This window comes from Nocardiopsis sp. CA-288880 (genome assembly GCF_050955985.1).
Lineage (GTDB): Bacteria > Actinomycetota > Actinomycetes > Streptosporangiales > Streptosporangiaceae > Nocardiopsis > Nocardiopsis tropica.
In genome coordinates this window covers 1-15,427 of sequence record NZ_CP192105.1, presented here as the reverse complement: position 1 = coordinate 15,427, position 15,427 = coordinate 1, and the positions used below count along the sequence as shown (strand labels likewise).

10 protein-coding genes and 1 tRNA gene are annotated in these 15,427 nt (G+C 71.3%); 2 read left to right on the top strand and 9 right to left on the bottom strand.

Features of this window, described 5'->3' with window-relative positions:
- The first annotated feature begins 312 nt into the window (after positions 1 to 312).
- Positions 313 to 1,239, top strand: coding sequence for an alpha/beta fold hydrolase (locus ACQPYD_RS00055; protein ID WP_433699229.1), 927 nt, complete (start codon positions 313 to 315; stop codon positions 1,237 to 1,239).
- 228 nt (positions 1,240 to 1,467) lie between these two features.
- On the top strand, positions 1,468 to 1,626 hold the full coding sequence (locus ACQPYD_RS00050) for a hypothetical protein (RefSeq protein ID WP_433699228.1): 159 nt from the start codon (positions 1,468 to 1,470) through the stop codon (positions 1,624 to 1,626).
- 156 nt (positions 1,627 to 1,782) lie between these two features.
- Here the strand turns inward: ACQPYD_RS00050 and ACQPYD_RS00045 are convergent.
- From ACQPYD_RS00045 to dnaA, 9 genes are all read right to left on the bottom strand, one after another.
- Positions 1,783 to 1,856 (bottom strand) — tRNA-Ile (locus ACQPYD_RS00045).
- 180 nt (positions 1,857 to 2,036) lie between these two features.
- Positions 2,037 to 2,792 (bottom strand): DUF3566 domain-containing protein, encoded by a 756-nt coding sequence (locus ACQPYD_RS00040; RefSeq protein ID WP_433699227.1) that lies wholly within the window; start codon positions 2,790 to 2,792, stop codon positions 2,037 to 2,039.
- Positions 2,793 to 2,899: 107 nt separating this feature from the next.
- Positions 2,900 to 5,521, bottom strand: coding sequence for a DNA gyrase subunit A (gene gyrA / locus ACQPYD_RS00035; protein WP_433699226.1), 2,622 nt, complete (start codon positions 5,519 to 5,521; stop codon positions 2,900 to 2,902).
- 75 nt (positions 5,522 to 5,596) lie between these two features.
- A complete protein-coding gene (gene gyrB, locus ACQPYD_RS00030) occupies positions 5,597 to 7,534 on the bottom strand; it encodes a DNA topoisomerase (ATP-hydrolyzing) subunit B (RefSeq protein ID WP_433699225.1) in 1,938 nt (645 codons plus the stop codon).
- Between the two features lie 486 nt (positions 7,535 to 8,020).
- Positions 8,021 to 8,527 (bottom strand): DUF721 domain-containing protein, encoded by a 507-nt coding sequence (locus ACQPYD_RS00025; protein ID WP_433699224.1) that lies wholly within the window; start codon positions 8,525 to 8,527, stop codon positions 8,021 to 8,023.
- A gap of 100 nt (positions 8,528 to 8,627) precedes the next feature.
- Positions 8,628 to 9,761, bottom strand: a complete 1,134-nt coding sequence (gene recF, locus ACQPYD_RS00020; protein WP_433699223.1) for a DNA replication/repair protein RecF — start codon at positions 9,759 to 9,761, stop codon at positions 8,628 to 8,630.
- A 188-nt stretch (positions 9,762 to 9,949) separates the two neighbouring features.
- Positions 9,950 to 10,852 carry a phosphogluconate dehydrogenase (NAD(+)-dependent, decarboxylating) gene (gene gnd / locus ACQPYD_RS00015; protein ID WP_433699222.1) on the bottom strand — a complete coding sequence of 301 codons (903 nt, stop codon included), beginning with the start codon at positions 10,850 to 10,852 and terminating at the stop codon, positions 9,950 to 9,952.
- A 101-nt stretch (positions 10,853 to 10,953) separates the two neighbouring features.
- Positions 10,954 to 12,093: a DNA polymerase III subunit beta gene (gene dnaN, locus ACQPYD_RS00010; protein WP_330162029.1), complete on the bottom strand. Its 1,140-nt coding sequence runs from the start codon at positions 12,091 to 12,093 to the stop codon at positions 10,954 to 10,956.
- A gap of 1,192 nt (positions 12,094 to 13,285) precedes the next feature.
- Positions 13,286 to 15,427, bottom strand: coding sequence for a chromosomal replication initiator protein DnaA (gene dnaA / locus ACQPYD_RS00005; RefSeq protein ID WP_433699221.1), 2,142 nt, complete (start codon positions 15,425 to 15,427; stop codon positions 13,286 to 13,288).

Here is a 15,427-nt window from a genome sequence, read left to right as displayed (position 1 = left end):
CGGTGCCTTGTCGACTCGGGGACCTGTCTCCCCCGGCGCCGCGTGCGGGCGCGGCCGGGGCGCTCCGACGGCGCCTCCGGCCGCCCCCTTCGGCCCGGGGCGCGTCGGCGCAGGTGAACGGAGGCCGTGCCGTCCGGGGCCGTCCCCTGTCCCCCGTGCGAGCGACAAGCAGGTGTCCACCGTGTGGTGACGACGCCGACCCGCCGGATCCGTAGCGTTCTCCCCAGTCGCCGCGTTCCGTCGGGCCGCGGTGAACGGCGCCGCCGCCCCCGGCGACGTCCGCTCCCTCACCCCGTTCCTCTGGAGGACCCCATGCCCCGCACCACCCGGGCGACCGCCCTGACCGCGCTGTGCTGCACCGTGGCAGTCACAGCGCTCACCGGATGCGGGCCGCTCTCCGACGTGCGGTCCGGCCTGGACGAGGTCCGGACCGACCTGGAGACCGCCGCGGAGGACGTGATGACCGACGGGGAGCTGTTCACCGGGACGAAGACGCTCGACGTCGAGGGCGGCTCCCTGAACGTGTCCTGTTCCGGGCTCCCGGCGGACGACCGGCCGGTCGTCGTCCTGATGGCCGGGATGGGCGACGGACTGGACACCATGGCCGACTTCCAGGAGACCCTCGCCGAGGGGGACCGGGTCTGCTCCTACGACCGGTTCGGCGAGGGCGGGAGCGACCAGCCGGGCGGGCCCCAGAGCGTCGCCGACGCCGGTGAGACCCTGACCGCCGTCCTCGACGACATCGCCGGCGACGGCCCGGTCGTCCTGGTCGGCCACTCGCTGGGCGGGCTGATCGCCGCCCGCTACGCCCCCGACCACCAGGACAGGGTCGCGGGGCTGGTCCTGCTGGACGCCACGTCCCCGACGATGCTCGACGACATCACCGGCGTGATCCCCGAGTCGGCCACCGGACCGGGCGCGGAGGTGCGCGCCCAGAACCTCGCGGTGTTCGAGGGCGAGAACCCGGAGCAGATCGTCATCGGGAGCGAGCCGGAGGTGCGCTCCGCCGGGGACATCCCGACGGAGATCATCCAGCACGGCGTCCGGTACCTCGGCGAGATCCCCGAGTACGGGGACGAGCTGGAGCGCGTGTGGACCGAGGGCCAGGAGAAGTGGAGCGGGGTCTCCGGCCTCAGCCGGCTCAGCACCGCCGAGGAGAGCGGCCACTACATCCACGTCGACCAGCCCGACCTCGCCGTCGAGGCCGTCCGGCGCGTCACGGACCAGGCCGCCGCCTGACGGAAGCCGGGCCCGGGCCCGGCTCCGCCGCGTCCGGGTCGACACGGCCTCTTGTCGACACGGCGACAGGCGGACACCGCCGCACGTCGCCGAGAGGGCACGGGCACTCGCGCGCCAGGCCGCAGGTCCCCTGACCGGACATGCTCCGCGCCTTCTCCCACAGGCCGGGAACCGGGAGAGGACGCGATACGTCGGATTCTGCGCGGACGCGACGAAGAGAGGTGGACGGTGAGCGGGAAAGCCGGGCAAGGGGCAGGGGTCGCGATAGGGCTGGCGGTGGGGATCGTCCTCGGGACGGCCTTCGACAACCTGGCTCTCGGGATCGTGCTGGGGGCACTGCTGGGGGCGGCTGGTGGAGCGTTCGGCATGAAGCGCTCGACCTCCTGAACCCGCCTCCCGGATCCAGCGGAAGCACACCGCCGGCACTGTCCGCGGGGCGCTTCCGCGTGCGCGGCCCGGATCCGGGCTCTACGAGTAGCTGATGCAGTACTTTTCAGCAGTACGCAAAAGGCCCCCCGGGTGACCGGGGGGCCTTTTCACATGTGGGCGTACCAGGACTTGAACCTGGGGCCTCATCCTTATCAGGGATGCGCTCTAACCGACTGAGCTATACGCCCTCGTTCCGAGGAAACTCTACCGTACCCACCGCACCCGAGCGAACCGGATACTTGACACGGAAGCGAAGGGAGACACGGCCTCCGCGCCCCTCTTCACTTCCCATTTTACCCCTGTACGGGAGTGCTCCGTACGCGCGTCGGCCCGGCCCTCCGCGGGAGGACCGGGCCGACGCGAAGGGCCTACTCGGCCTCGGACAGCGTCACGTCCACGCCGCCGACCAGGTCGGCGACCAGGTTGTAGACCATCGCGCCCACGGTGGACAGCGCCGTGATCAGCACGATGTTCAGCGCGCCGACCACACCGGTGTAGCCGAGCACGCGTCCCGGCGAGAACCACGCGGCCGGGTTCAGGCCGAGCTCGCCGTCACCGCCGTCGCCCTCCAGGAGGGCGTCGATCATGCTGGTCAGCTCCTCGAAGACGCCCAGCATCGACAGCGTCGCGTAGATGACGGCGATCGCCACGAACAGGACGATGAAGCAGACCAGGGAGACGACGAAGCTGAACTTCATCACCGACCAGGGCTCCACACGGGAGACCGTCAGGTGCGCCTTCCGGCTGGACAAGGTGGCCTTCACGGCGTTCGGGCCCTCGGGCACCGAGGCCTTCGTTTCGGTCACTGGCGTTCCCCCCGCCTCAGCGCGGTCCTCCGTCACGGGCTCCTCCTCCGCCGGCTCGGCCGGCGCGGAGACGGGAGCGACGGGCTCCTCGGCCGCAGCCGGGGCCTTCCCGGACTCCGGCTCGGCCTCGGGGTCGGCGGGGGCCTTCGCGTCGTCTCCGGACTCCTCGACGCCCTCGCTCGCGGGCGTCCCGGCGGTCCCGGCGACCTCCGCCCCGACAGTGTCCCTCTCGGCCGTCTCCATGTCCTCGACCCCGGCGGTTCCTGCCGTGTCCGAGTCGGATTCGTTCGTGGTGGTGTTCCGCTGGTTGTCAGACATAGAAACGTTACCGCTGGACTTTCGTTGAGAACGGGTGATTGAGGCGCTCGGACCCCGTGGGGTTCGCGAAGCGAACCCCACGGTCCTTATCGGGCTTAACGCGCAGTCTAGGCCTCAGGGTTGCGATCCCCGTCGACCGCGTTTCCGTCCGTGTCGTCGGTGGCCCCGGCGGCCTCCGCCACCTCGGCGGCGACGGCGTCGGCCTCGGCCTCTTCCGCGGCCTCGGCGTTGCGCGCCACCGCCACGATCTTGTTGCCCTTGTCGAGATTCATCAGACGGACGCCCATGGTGGTGCGGCCCGACTGCTTGACCTCGGCGGCCCCGGTGCGGATGACGCCGCCCCCGGACGTGATCGCGAAGATCTCGTCCACCTCGGGGTCGACCATCATGGCGCCGACCAGCTTGCCCCGGGCCTCGACGACCTTGGCCGTCAGGACGCCCTTGCCGCCCCGGTTCTGCACCGGGTACTGCTCGGAGGGGGTGCGCTTGGCGTAGCCGTTCTCGGTGGCGACCAGGACGTCGGTGGAACCGTCGTCCGGGCGGATGACGTCCATGCTGAGCAGGTAGTCGCCCTCCAGGAACCGCATGCCGATCACACCGCTGGTGGCCCGGCCCATCGGCCGCAGCGACTCGTCGGAGGCCGGGAAGCGGATCGCCTGGGCGTCGCTGGAGATGAGCAGCAGGTCGTCGTCGGGGAAGACCAGGCGGGCGGCGATCAGCTCGTCCTCGTCGCGGAGGTTGATCGCGATGATGCCCGCCGCGCGTGCCGAGTCGAAGTCCTCCAGACGGGACTTCTTGACCAGGCCCTCACGGGTGGCGAGCACCAGGTAGGGCGCGGCCTCGTAGTCGCGCAGCGCCATGATCTGCGCGATCTCCTCGCCCGGCTGGAACGGCAGCAGGTTCGCCACGTGCTGGCCGCGCGCGTCGCGCGCCGCCTCCGGCAGCTCGTACGCCTTCGTCCGGTACACCCGGCCCTGGTTCGTGAAGCACAGGATCCAGTGGTGGGTGGTGGTGACGAAGAAGTGCTGGACGATGTCGTCCTGCTTGAGCTGGGCGCCGCGCACGCCCTTGCCCCCGCGCTTCTGCGCCCGGTAGTTGTCGATGCGGGTGCGCTTGGCGTATCCACCGCGGGAGATCGTGACGACCACGTCCTCCTCCGCGATGAAGTCCTCCATGCGCATGTCGCCCTCGAACGGGATGATGTGCGTGCGCCGCTCGTCGCCGTACTTCTCGACGATCTCCCCGAGCTCCTCGCGGATGATGCTCCGCTGGCGGACGTCCGAGGCGAGGATGTCGTTGTAGTCGGCGATCTGGGACATCAGCTCGTCGTACTCGGCGGTCAGGGCGTTGCGCTCCAGCGCGGCGAGCTTGCGCAGCTGCATGTCGAGGATCGCGCGGGCCTGGATGTCGTCGATCTCCAGGAGGCTCATCAGGCCGGTGCGCGCCTCGTCGGCGGAGGCGCTGGCCCGGATGAGGTTGATGACCTCGTCGATGCGGTCCATGGCGCGCAGCAGCGCGCGCAGGATGTGGGCCCGCTCCTCGGCCTTGCGCAGCAGGTACTTGGTGCGCCGGACGATGACCTCGACCTGGTGCTTGACCCAGTGACGGATCATCTGGTCCAGGCGCAGGGTCCGCGGCACGCCGTCGACCAGCGCGAGCATGTTCGCGCCGAAGGTCTCCTGGAGCTGCGTGTGCTTGTAGAGGTTGTTGAGGACCACCTTGGCGACGGCGTCGCGCTTGAGCACGATGACCAGCCGCTGGCCGGTCCGGCCGCTGCTCTCGTCCCGGACGTCGGCGATGCCGGTGATCTTGCCGTCCTTGACGAGGTCGGCGATCTTCAGGGCGAGGTTGTCCGGGTTGACCTGGTAGGGCAGCTCGGTGATGACCAGGGTCTGGCGTCCCCGGCGGTCCTCCTCGACCTCGACCACGGCGCGCATGGTGATGGAGCCGCGACCGGTGCGGTACGCCTCCTCGATGCCGCGCTTGCCGACGATGAGGCCGCGGGTCGGGAAGTCGGGGCCCTTGACGCGCTGGATCAGCGCGTCGAGCAGCTCCTCGTCCCCGCTCTCCGGGTTGTCGAGGTACCAGCCGACCCCGTCGGCGATCTCGCGCAGGTTGTGCGGCGGGATGTTGGTCGCCATACCGACCGCGATACCCGAGGAGCCGTTGACCAGTAGGTTCGGGAACCGGGCCGGGAGGACGACGGGCTCGGAGGAGCGGCCGTCGTAGTTGGGCCGGAAGTCGACGGTCTCCTTGTCGATGTCCCGGAGCATCTCCATGGCCAGCGGGGCGAGCTTGCACTCGGTGTACCGCATGGCGGCGGCCGGGTCGTTGCCCGGGGAGCCGAAGTTGCCGTTGGGGTCGACCAGCGGCATCCGCATGGACCACCACTGGGCGAGGCGCACGAGGGTGTCGTAGATGGCGCTGTCGCCGTGCGGGTGGTAGTTGCCCATCACGTCGCCGACGACGCGGGCGCACTTGAAGTAGCCGCGGTCGGGGCGGTAGCCGCCGTCGTACATCGCGTAGAGCACGCGCTGGTGGACGGGCTTGAGGCCGTCGCGGACGTCGGGGAGGGCGCGGCCGACGATGACCGACATCGCGTAGTCGAGGTAGCTGCGCTGCATCTCGACCTGGATGTCGACGGGCTCGATCCGGTCCGTCGTGCGCGGGAGCGCCTCCACCGTGGAGTCCGCTCCCTCAGGGGCGTCCGGGTTGTTCGCATCCGTCACGGATGTCGATCCCTTCTACGAAGCTTGTGTTGAGCGTGGTTCACTGCCCGGGACCTCGCCCCGGGCCCGGTCCCTCTAGATGTCCAGGAAGCGGACGTCCTTGGCGTTGCGCTGGATGAAGGCGCGCCGGGACTCGACGTCCTCGCCCATGAGCACGCTGAACATCTCGTCGGCCTGGGCCGCGTCCTCCAGGCTGACCTGGAGCAGCACCCGGCGGTCGGGGTCCATCGTGGTGTCCCACAGCTCGTTGGCGTTCATCTCGCCCAGGCCCTTGAACCGCTGCACCATGTCGCGCGGGCGCGGGTCGCGCTTCCCCTCGGCGATCCCGGCCTCGATGACCCGGTCCCGCTCGGCGTCGGAGAAGGCGTAGCTCGCGTCGCTGCCGCGCTGGTCCCACTTGATCTTGTACAGGGGCGGCGCGGCCAGGTAGACGTTGCCGGCCTCGACCAGGGGCTTCATGAAGCGGAACAGCAGGGTCAGCAGCAGTGTGCGGATGTGCTGTCCGTCGACGTCGGCGTCGGCCATCAGGATGACCTTGTGGTACCGCAGCTTCTCGGCGTCGAACTCCTCGTGGATGCCGGTGCCCAGGGCGGTGATGATCGCCTGGACCTCGTTGTTCTTGAGGATGCGGTCGATCCGCGACTTCTCGACGTTCAGGATCTTGCCGCGGATGGGCAGGATGGCCTGGTTGTGCGGGTTGCGCCCGCCCTTGGCGGAGCCGCCGGCCGAGTCGCCCTCGACGATGTAGACCTCGCACTCCTCCGGGTTGGTGGACTGGCAGTCCGACAGCTTTCCGGGGAGGGAGGTGGTCTCCAGCAGGGTCTTGCGACGGGTGAGGTCGCGCGCCTGCCGGGCGGCGACACGGGCCCGGGCGGCCTGGCTGGCCTTGGACACGACGTCCTTGGCCTCGCCGGGGTTGCGCTCGAACCAGTCGCGCAGGTGCTCGTTGGTGACCTTCTGGACGAAGGACTTGGCCTCGGTGTTGCCGAGCTTGGTCTTGGTCTGGCCCTCGAACTGCGGGTCGGCGAGCTTGACCGAGATGATCGCGGTCAGACCCTCGCGGATGTCGTCGCCGGTGAGGTTGTCGTCCTTCTCGCGCAGCAGCTTCTGGTCGCGGGCGTACCGGTTGACCAGTGTGGTGAGCGCGGAGCGGAAGCCCTCCTCGTGGGTGCCGCCCTCGGCCGTGTTGATCGTGTTGGCGAAGGTGTGCACCGACGAGGTGTACGACTGGTTCCACTGCATGGCGACCTCGACCGCGATGCCGTCGCCCTCTTCCTCGAAGGAGATGATCGACGCGTGCGCCGGCTCCTTCTTGGCGTTGATGTGGCGGACGTAGTCCGAGAGGCCGTCCTCGTAGTGGAAGGTGTTGACGGTCGGGCCGCCGTCGGTGTGCTCGGGCCGCTCGTCGCGGATGGTGATGGACAGCCCCTTGTTGAGGAAGGCCATCTCCTGCATCCGGCGGGCGAGGGTCTCGAACGTGAACGTCGTCGTCTCGAAGATGGAGCCGTCCGGCCAGAACGTGATCTGGGTGCCGGTCTCGTCGGTCGTCTCGCCCTTGACGAGCTCGCCCGTGGGCGCGGTCATCTCGTAGTGCTGGCGCCACACGTGGCCGTGCACGCGGATCTCCACGTCCAGTGCCGTGGACAGCGCGTTGACGACGGAGACGCCGACGCCGTGCAGGCCGCCGGAGACGGCGTAGGACTTGCCGTCGAACTTGCCGCCCGCGTGGAGCGTGGTCAGGACGACCTCGACCGCGGGGCGCTTCTCCACGGGGTGGAGGCCGACCGGGATGCCGCGGCCGTTGTCGGCCACCCGCACCCCGCCGTCGGCCAACAGGGTGACCTCGATGGCGTCGGCGTGCCCGGCCAGCGCCTCGTCGACCGAGTTGTCGACCACCTCGTAGACAAGGTGGTGCAGGCCCCGCTCTCCGGTGGAACCGATGTACATTCCGGGGCGCTTGCGGACTGCCTCAAGCCCCTCGAGAACCGTGATTGAACCTGCGTCGTAGGCCAAGTGGGAACACCCTCCTGCTGGGGACGCCTGCCGGCCGTGGCCGGGCGGACGACGGTTGGCCCTCGGCACGGTGATCGAAGGGCCGAGATGCCGCGACACCTGGGGGATCACCGTTCGCCGCACGGGCCGTCCGCCCACCCTCTCCTGGGGGCGTGGTACCGGCTACAGGCGTCTGAAGAACCGTCTCCATGATACCCCGCGCGGTACGACAAAGTGGCATTGGCGGCCCTGTGCCGCATCACAACGAACGTTCAGGGAGGGAGCCGACTCCCTACACGCGGGAGGGGTCTCCCGCAAGTCCCGGCGCGCTTCAGTGGCGTTGGGCCGGACGCCGGGGACGTGCCGCCCGCCCCGGATCGCGCACCCCGCACCACGTACCCCCGGTAGCACACCATCCCCGGAAGGACCGCGTTCACCTGCGACTATCCACAGCCTGTGGACGGTCCGGGCCGCCCCCGCCGCGGCGGGGGCGGCCCGGAAGGCCGTTCAGCGGCGCCGGAAACCGGGGCCCCGGACCTTGATCGCGACGACCGTCCCGTCGCCCAGCTCCTCGTTGAGGCGGCGCATCAGATCGCGCACCATCGCTCGTGCGTGGGCTGCCATCGTCGGCGAATCGGCCACCACGACCAGTTCGCCCTCCGAATAACTTTCGGGGCGCAGGTGCTCGGCATTGAATTCGCCCACGATGTCCGACCAGCGGCCGAAGACGCCCCCGATCGCCACCTGTTCCTGCCACCCGTGCTCGATGAGCCAGGTCCGCACGGCCTCGCCGAACAGCTGCGGCTCGTTGCTTGACCGCATCCGGCCACGCCTCCGCGAGCGCTGGGAGCCCCGGGGGACGGCGCCGCGGTCGCGCGCCTCGGCCCTGGCCCTCGCGAGGGCCTGGCGCGCGAGGTCGGCCCCGGACGCCACGGGCTCGGCGGGCGCCGCGGGGACGGGCGGGGAGGGCGGTGCGGACGGAGCCGGGTCGGGGGGTCGGCGCGCTCCGTCCACAGCCTGTGGACGGAGCGCGCCCCCGCCGAGGAGCGACGCCCCCGCCACCGGGCCGGGGCCCGGGGATCCGCCCGGCGTGTCCACAGGCTGTGGACGGTGATCACTCACCCTCGACGGCCCCCTCGCGCACTCCGAACCGCGCCCCGTCCAGCTCCTCGGGGATGTCCTCGGCGACGGCGGCGGTCACCAGGACCTGCTCGGCGTCGCGCACGCGCTCGGCCAGCCTGCGGCGCCGCTCGCTGTCGAGCTCCGCGAACACGTCGTCCAGGATCAGCACCGGGTCGTCCCCGTCCGCTCTCAGCAGCTCGAACGCGGCGAGCTTGAGGGAGAGGGCGTACGACCAGGACTCGCCCTGGCTCGCGTACCCCTTGGCCGGCATGTCGCCGAGCTGGAGGTGGAGGTCGTCGCGGTGCGGCCCCACCAGGCTGATCCCCCGCTGGAGCTCCTTGTCGCGCGCCTCCGCCATGGCCGCGCGAAGGGCGTCCGCGAGCCGGGGGCGGTCCTCGGGAAGCCCGGCGCCCTCCGGCGCCGCGGAGCTCCGGTAGTGGGGGACCGCCGGCCCGCCCGAGTCGGTCAGCCCGGCGTAGGCCGCACCGATCCTCGGTCTCAGCTCCTCCACCAGGGCCAGCCGCGCCGCCAGCAGCTCCGCCCCCGCCTCGGCCAGGTGGTCGTCCCAGACCTCCAGCGTGCTCAGGTCGGGCGCCGCGCGCTGCTTGAACATGCGGCTGGAGGCCGACTTGAGCAGCGCGTTGCGCTGCTTGAGCACCCGGTCGTAGTCGGAGCGCACCCCCGCCATGCGGGGCGTGCGGGCCACCAGGAGCTCGTCCAGGAAACGGCGCCGCTCACCGGGGTCGCCCTTGACCAGGGCCAGGTCCTCCGGCGCGAACAGCACCGTGCGCAGGATGCCCAGGACGTCGCGCGGCCGGCCGGCCGCGGCCTGGTTGATCCGGGCGCGGTTGGCGCGGCCGGGGTTGAGCTCCAGGTCCACCACCATGGACCGGTCGTCGCGGACGACCTTGGCCCGGACGATGGCGCGGGGCGCGCCCATGCGGACCAGCGGGGTGTCGGAGGAGACCCGGTGGCTCCCCAGGGTGGCCACGTAGCCGATCGCCTCGACGAGGTTGGTCTTGCCCTGGCCGTTGGACCCGACGAACACGCTCACGCCCGGAGCCAGCTCCAGCAGCGCGGACTCGTAGGAGCGGAAGTCGGCCAGTTGCAGGTGGGATACGTACATCCGGCCTTCCTCCTGGGGCTGGAGCGCGGACTTCGGGCGGAGAAGGGTGCGGCGGTCCCGGGGACGGGCACGAAGGCGCGTCCCCGGGGAGGAGCGGTGCGGGAGCCCCGCGCCCGGGCGGGCGGCGTACGGCGCGGACCGTGCCGGGGCGCGGGCGTCCCGGACCCCGGGGGAGAGGGGGCGACGGCCTAGGGCTCGTCGTGGTCGTCGGCGGCGCCGGCCTTGGTGACGGCGTGTCCGCCGAACTGGTTGCGCAGCGCGGCGACGACCTTCATCGCGGGGCTGTCGTCCTGGCGGGAGGCGAACCGGGCGAAGAGCGCCGCGGTGATCGCCGGGGCCGGGACGGCGAGGTCCACGGCGGCCTGGACCGTCCAGCGGCCCTCGCCGGAGTCCTGGGCGTAGCCGCGCAGCTCCGCCAGGTCCGGGTCCTGCTCCAGGGCCCGGGAGAGCAGGTCGAGCAGCCACGAGCGCACGACCGTGCCCTCGCGCCAGCTCTCGAACGTGCCGGGCACGTCGTCCACGACGTCGGAGGCGGCCATGAGCTCGTAGCCCTCGGCGAAGGCCTGCATCATGCCGTACTCGATGCCGTTGTGGACCATCTTCACGAAGTGGCCGGCGCCGACGCCGCCGGCGTGCACGAAGCCGCCGCCCTCGTCGGGGGTGAGGGAGTCGAAGACCGGGCGCGCCCGCTCGATGTCGGACGCCGCGCCGCCGACCATGATGCCGTAGCCGTTCTGGCGGCCCCAGACCCCTCCGCTGACACCGGCGTCGACGTAGCCGACGCCCCGGGCGGCCAGGGCCTCGGCGCGGGTGCGGTCGTCGACGTAGTGGGTGTTGCCGCCCTCGATGACGAGGTCGCCCGCCTCCAGGAGGCCGCCGAGTTCGGTGACGGTGGCGGAGGTGGGCTCCCCCGCGGGGACCATCACCCAGACGGTCCGCGGAGCGGCCAGGCGGCCGACCAGCTCGGCCAGGGTGTCGACGTCGCGCTCCGGCGAGGCGACGTCGTAGCCGATGACCTCATGGCCCTTCTCCCGGAGCCTGGCGGCCATGTTGCCGCCCATCTTGCCGAGACCGATCATGCCGATCTGCATGGTTGTACTCCCCTTCGCCACCTGCGGATGGAAGCCGACCGGCCCGGGGCGGAAGCCGCGGGCCGGGTCCGGCGGACGCCAGTCAATCGAACCTGTCCGGGTCAGCCGGGCTGGCGCACCGGCATGATCAGGTAGCGGTACTCGGGGGCCGAGCCCTCCTCCGCCGGCTTCCCGGTGAGGATCGACGGCTTGGTCGAGGTGGTGAAGTTCATGCGGGCGACGTCGGTGCCGATGGCGCCGAGCCCGTCCAGCAGGAACCCGGAGTTGAAGGCGATCTGGATGTCGTCGCCGTCCAGTTCGGCCTCCAGGACCTCGACCGCCTGGGCCTCCTCGCCGGTACCGGCCTCCAGGACCAGCTGGCCCTGGGTGAAGGAGAGTCGCAGCGGGGTGTTGCGCTCGGCGACGAGCGAGACGCGCTTGACCGCCTCGACGAACTCGGCGCGCCCCACCTCGGCGACCGAGTTGAACGTGTCCGGCAGGAGCGCCCGGTACTTGGGGAACTCGCCGTCGAGCAGGCGCGTGGTGGTGCGGCGGCCGCCGCCCTCGAAGCCGATCATGCCCTCGCCGGAGTCGCTGCTGGCGAGCGCGATGGAGATCTCGGCGCCGGAGGTCAGCGACTTGGCGGTGTCGTGGAGCGTCTTGGCGGGGACCAGCGCGACCGCGGAGAGGTCGGGGTTCTCGGGCTTCCAGGTCAGCTCGCGCACGGCCAGGCGGTAGCGGTCGGTGGAGGCGAGCGTGATCGTCTCGCCCTCGATCTCGACGCGGACGCCGGTGAGCATCGGCAGGGTGTCGTCGCGCCCGGCGGCCACGGCCACCTGGCTGACGGCGGCGGCGAAGGCGTCGCTGCCGATCGTCCCGCTCACACCGGGCATCTCCGGGAGCGTGGGGTAGTCCTCGACCGGCATGGTGTTCAGCGTGAACTTCGCGCTGCCGCCGGTGACGACGACCTTGGAGCCGTCGGTGGCGATCTGCACAGCCTGGGGAGGGAGGTTGCGGGTGATCTCGGCGAGGAGCTTGCCGGTGACCAGGACCTGGCCGGGCTCCTCGACCTCGACGTCGACCGCCGCCTGGGTGGACACCTCGTAGTCGAAGCCGGACAGGCGCAGCTGCTGCCGGCCCTCGAACTCGCCGGCCTCCAGCAGGATGCCGACCAGGACCGGCACCGAGGGGCGCGTCGGCAGTGTGCGCGCGGTCCAGGCGACTGCCTCGGCCAGGACGTCGCGTTCGACCCGGAACTTCACTTTCCGACTCACTTTCCGCACGACCGGCAGTACCGGTCGAAGCCTCAACGTTGCAGCTCGTGGGGTGTCTGTGGGTCTGCCGGAGTACTCCGTCGACAGGGCTGTGGACAGCGCCTGGGAGCCGGCTCGGATCCCGTAGGGGCCACCGCTCGGATGTGGGCGGCGGAGGACAGGGGCGAGACCACACGTTACCCGGATTCCTCCCCTGCCGCTGACAGCTCGGCACCGGTCTGTCGTCGCTGTCGTCTCGGGGCTTTGTCCACAGATTTTCCGCGAAGCTGTTGTGAAGCCACTCTTGGGTTAATGAAGGTGCGCCGTAGTAGTAGGGCCTGTGGATAGTGTGGATAACCACCATTGTCGCAGGTCAGACTGCGGATTTTTGTCCACAGGTCCTGTGCGTAACCCTGTGCGTAAGTCAGGCCCCTTGTGGACAACCGAGGGGCCCCTCAGGTTGTCCACACCGCGTCCACAGGTTCGTCCACAGGTTTTCCCCAGCTTGTCCACAGTGGGGCGGGGTGTGGACGGGGAGGGCTCGGTGTCGGCGTCCACAGAGAAGGGGTGGGTTACCCACAACTTCGACGCGGTTGTCCACAGCTTGTCCACAGGGTTGTCCACAGATTTCGACCCTCTCCTGTGGATAACTTCCGCGAGAATCCGCCAAAGTTTTTTTCCGACACCCTCCACAGACCACCCGAACGCGGACAAAGAGTCTGTGCACAGGTTTTTCCACAGGGTCTGCCCCCGCCATGTGTCGTGAACAGGGGCGGAGCGCCGCCGGACGCCCGCGGGCGTCCGTGTGGGGAGGGCAACAGCGGGGGCGCCGGCCCTGGAACCAGGCGAAACGGAGAGTGTCGCGGACGGACCGCGGCGGCCCCGCGCAGGGGTCGTGAACCCCGGCAGGGCGGGGCGTTCGTCCCCACAGGCCTGTGGATAACTCCGGGAGAGGCGGCGGGCGGGGCGTCCGTGGACGACAAGTCGCCATGTCGCCCCGTCGACGGGACGACATGTCCGCAGGAGCCGGGGGCGGTCCCGTCCGGTCCGCGCGGGAGCGTGAGGGGAAGCCGTCCGGCGCCCCCGGGCGCCCGCCGGGCCGCACGGGTCGGGGCAGGGGGCGGTCCCGTGGGGACAGGGGAGGGAACCGTGGAGGGGGGCCCGCCGGCCGGCGGGCCCCCCTCCACGGTCGGAAGCGGGATCAGGGCAGCGAGGGCTGGTCCTTGATGCGGCTGGTGAGCTCGTGCACCTGGTTGTAGATCGACCTGCGCTCGGCCATCAGCGCGCGGACCTTGCGGTCGGCGTGCATGACCGTGGTGTGGTCGCGCCCGAACTGCTGACCGATCTTGGGCAGCGACAGATCGGTCAGCTCCCGGCACAGGTACATGGCGATCTGCCTGGCGGTCACCAGGACCCGGGAACGCGACGTCCCGCACAGGTCCTCGACCGTCAGGCCGAAGTACGCGGCCGTCTGGGACATGATCGCCCCGGCCGTGACCTCCGGGACCTCGGTGCTGGGGACCAGGTCGCGCAGCACCTGGCTGGTGAGGTCGAGGTCGACCGACTGCCGGTTGAGGCTCGCGAAGGCGGTCACGCGGATCAGCGCGCCCTCCAGTTCGCGGATGTTGGTGGAGATCTTGCTGGCGATGAACTCCAGGACCTCCGGCGGGGCCGCCAGCCCCTCCTGCGCGGCCTTCTTGCGCAGGATCGCGATCCTCGTCTCCAGTTCGGGCGGCTGGACGTCGGTGAGCAGACCCCACTCGAACCGGCTGCGCATGCGGTCCTCCAGCGTGGTCAGCTGCTTGGGCGGCCGGTCGCTGGAGATGACGATCTGCTTGTCGGAGTTGTGCAGCGTGTTGAAGGTGTGGAAGAACTCCTCCTGCGTCTGCTCCTTGTTCTCCAGGAACTGGATGTCGTCCACCAGGAGGACGTCGATGTCCCGGTAGCGCCGGCGGAACCCGTCCGCCTTGCCGTCCCGGATCGAGTTGATGAACTCGTTGGTGAACTCCTCGGAGCTGACGTACCGCACCCGCGAACCCTCGTAGAGGCGGTGCGTGTAGTGCCCGATGGCGTGCAGCAGGTGTGTCTTGCCCAGGCCGGAGCCGCCGTGGATGAACAGCGGGTTGTACGCCTTGGCGGGCGCCTCGGCCGCCGCGACCGACGCCGCGTGCGCGAAGCGGTTGCTGGAGCCTATGACGAAGGTGTCGAACGTGTACTTGGGGTTCAGCCGCGCGTGCTCGCCGGGGGGGACCTCCGGCGAGCGCCCCGGCGGCGGGGCGGGTGAGGGCGCGGAGGGCCTCGGCGACGCCTGGACGGGCTCGGGCGGGGGCTCGGGGGCGGGGTCCTGGGCCCGGGAGGCCTCGTCCGGCCCCTCCTCGGGCCGTCGGCCCCCGGCAGCGAACCGCTCGGAACCGGCGGCCGGGCCCCGCGGGGTCTCCCAGCGGTTGGGCTGGTCCCAGCCGGGCCCGCTCCAGCTCTGCTGCTGCCACGACTCCGGTTCCCGTCGGCCCTCCCGGGCGGAGGGCTGCTCCCACAAGGAGGAGGTCGGGGTCTCCTGCGGTGTGGCGAACGTCTGCTGGACCCAGGGCGCCGGGACGTCGCGGGCCGCGTACGCCGACGGGTCCTGGCCGTCCGGGGCGGGGCCGGGGCCCGCGTGCGGGTCCGCCTGGCCGGGTGGCGGCCCGGCCGGGGGGACGGGGCCGCCGTCCGCGGCGTAGGCGTCCGGGGGAGGGGTGGGACCGAGCAGGTCGGCGTGTCCGGCCTCCCCGGACGGTCCGGAGGGCCACTGCCGTCGGGCCGTCGGCGGCGCGTGGCGGGCGCCCGCACCTGCGGCGGCGTCCTCCCGGGCGTGTCCGGGGGCGCCCCCGCCTTCCGGGAGCCCTCCCTCCTGCGTCGGGGCCGGGCGCGCGTGCTGGCCCCTGGCGCCGGTCCGCGACTGCGGGGTCGGGCCGTGGGGGACCGCGGGGGCCGTCGGCGAGGACGGCCCGGCCGAGGCGACGCCGGGCGTGCCGGGGGAGAAGGTGTGGCCGCGGTCGGCCTCCGCGCCCCGCGGCGCCGAGGGGCCGTAGGAGGCCGACGGCGCGGGGGTGGGGGGCGGGGTCGGCACGGCGGTCGGGTCGACCGTCACCGCGACCCGGATCTCCCGTCCCAGATGGGCGGAGAGCGCCTTGCTGATGGCGGGGTAGAGGCGCGTCTCCAGCACCTTCTTGGTGAACTCGTTGGGCGCCGCGATCAGCGCGGTGTCCTCGATCAGGCCCAGTGGCCGGGTCTGCGGCAGCCATGCCCTCTGGTGCGCTGGCAGGGAGTCGTTGTCGATCCCGTCCAACACGCTGGACCAGACCAT

Excerpts from the sequence above, each read along its gene's own strand:
- ACQPYD_RS00055 (WP_433699229.1), top strand. The coding sequence starts at position 313 with ATGCCCCGCACCACCCGGGCGACCGCCCTGACCGCGCTGTGCTGCACC.
- ACQPYD_RS00040 (WP_433699227.1), bottom strand. The coding sequence starts at position 2,792 with ATGTCTGACAACCAGCGGAACACCACCACGAACGAATCCGACTCGGAC.
- recF (WP_433699223.1), bottom strand. The coding sequence starts at position 9,761 with ATGTACGTATCCCACCTGCAACTGGCCGACTTCCGCTCCTACGAGTCC.
- gnd (WP_433699222.1), bottom strand. The coding sequence starts at position 10,852 with ATGCAGATCGGCATGATCGGTCTCGGCAAGATGGGCGGCAACATGGCC.
- dnaA (WP_433699221.1), bottom strand. The coding sequence starts at position 15,427 with ATGGTCTGGTCCAGCGTGTTGGACGGGATCGACAACGACTCCCTGCCA.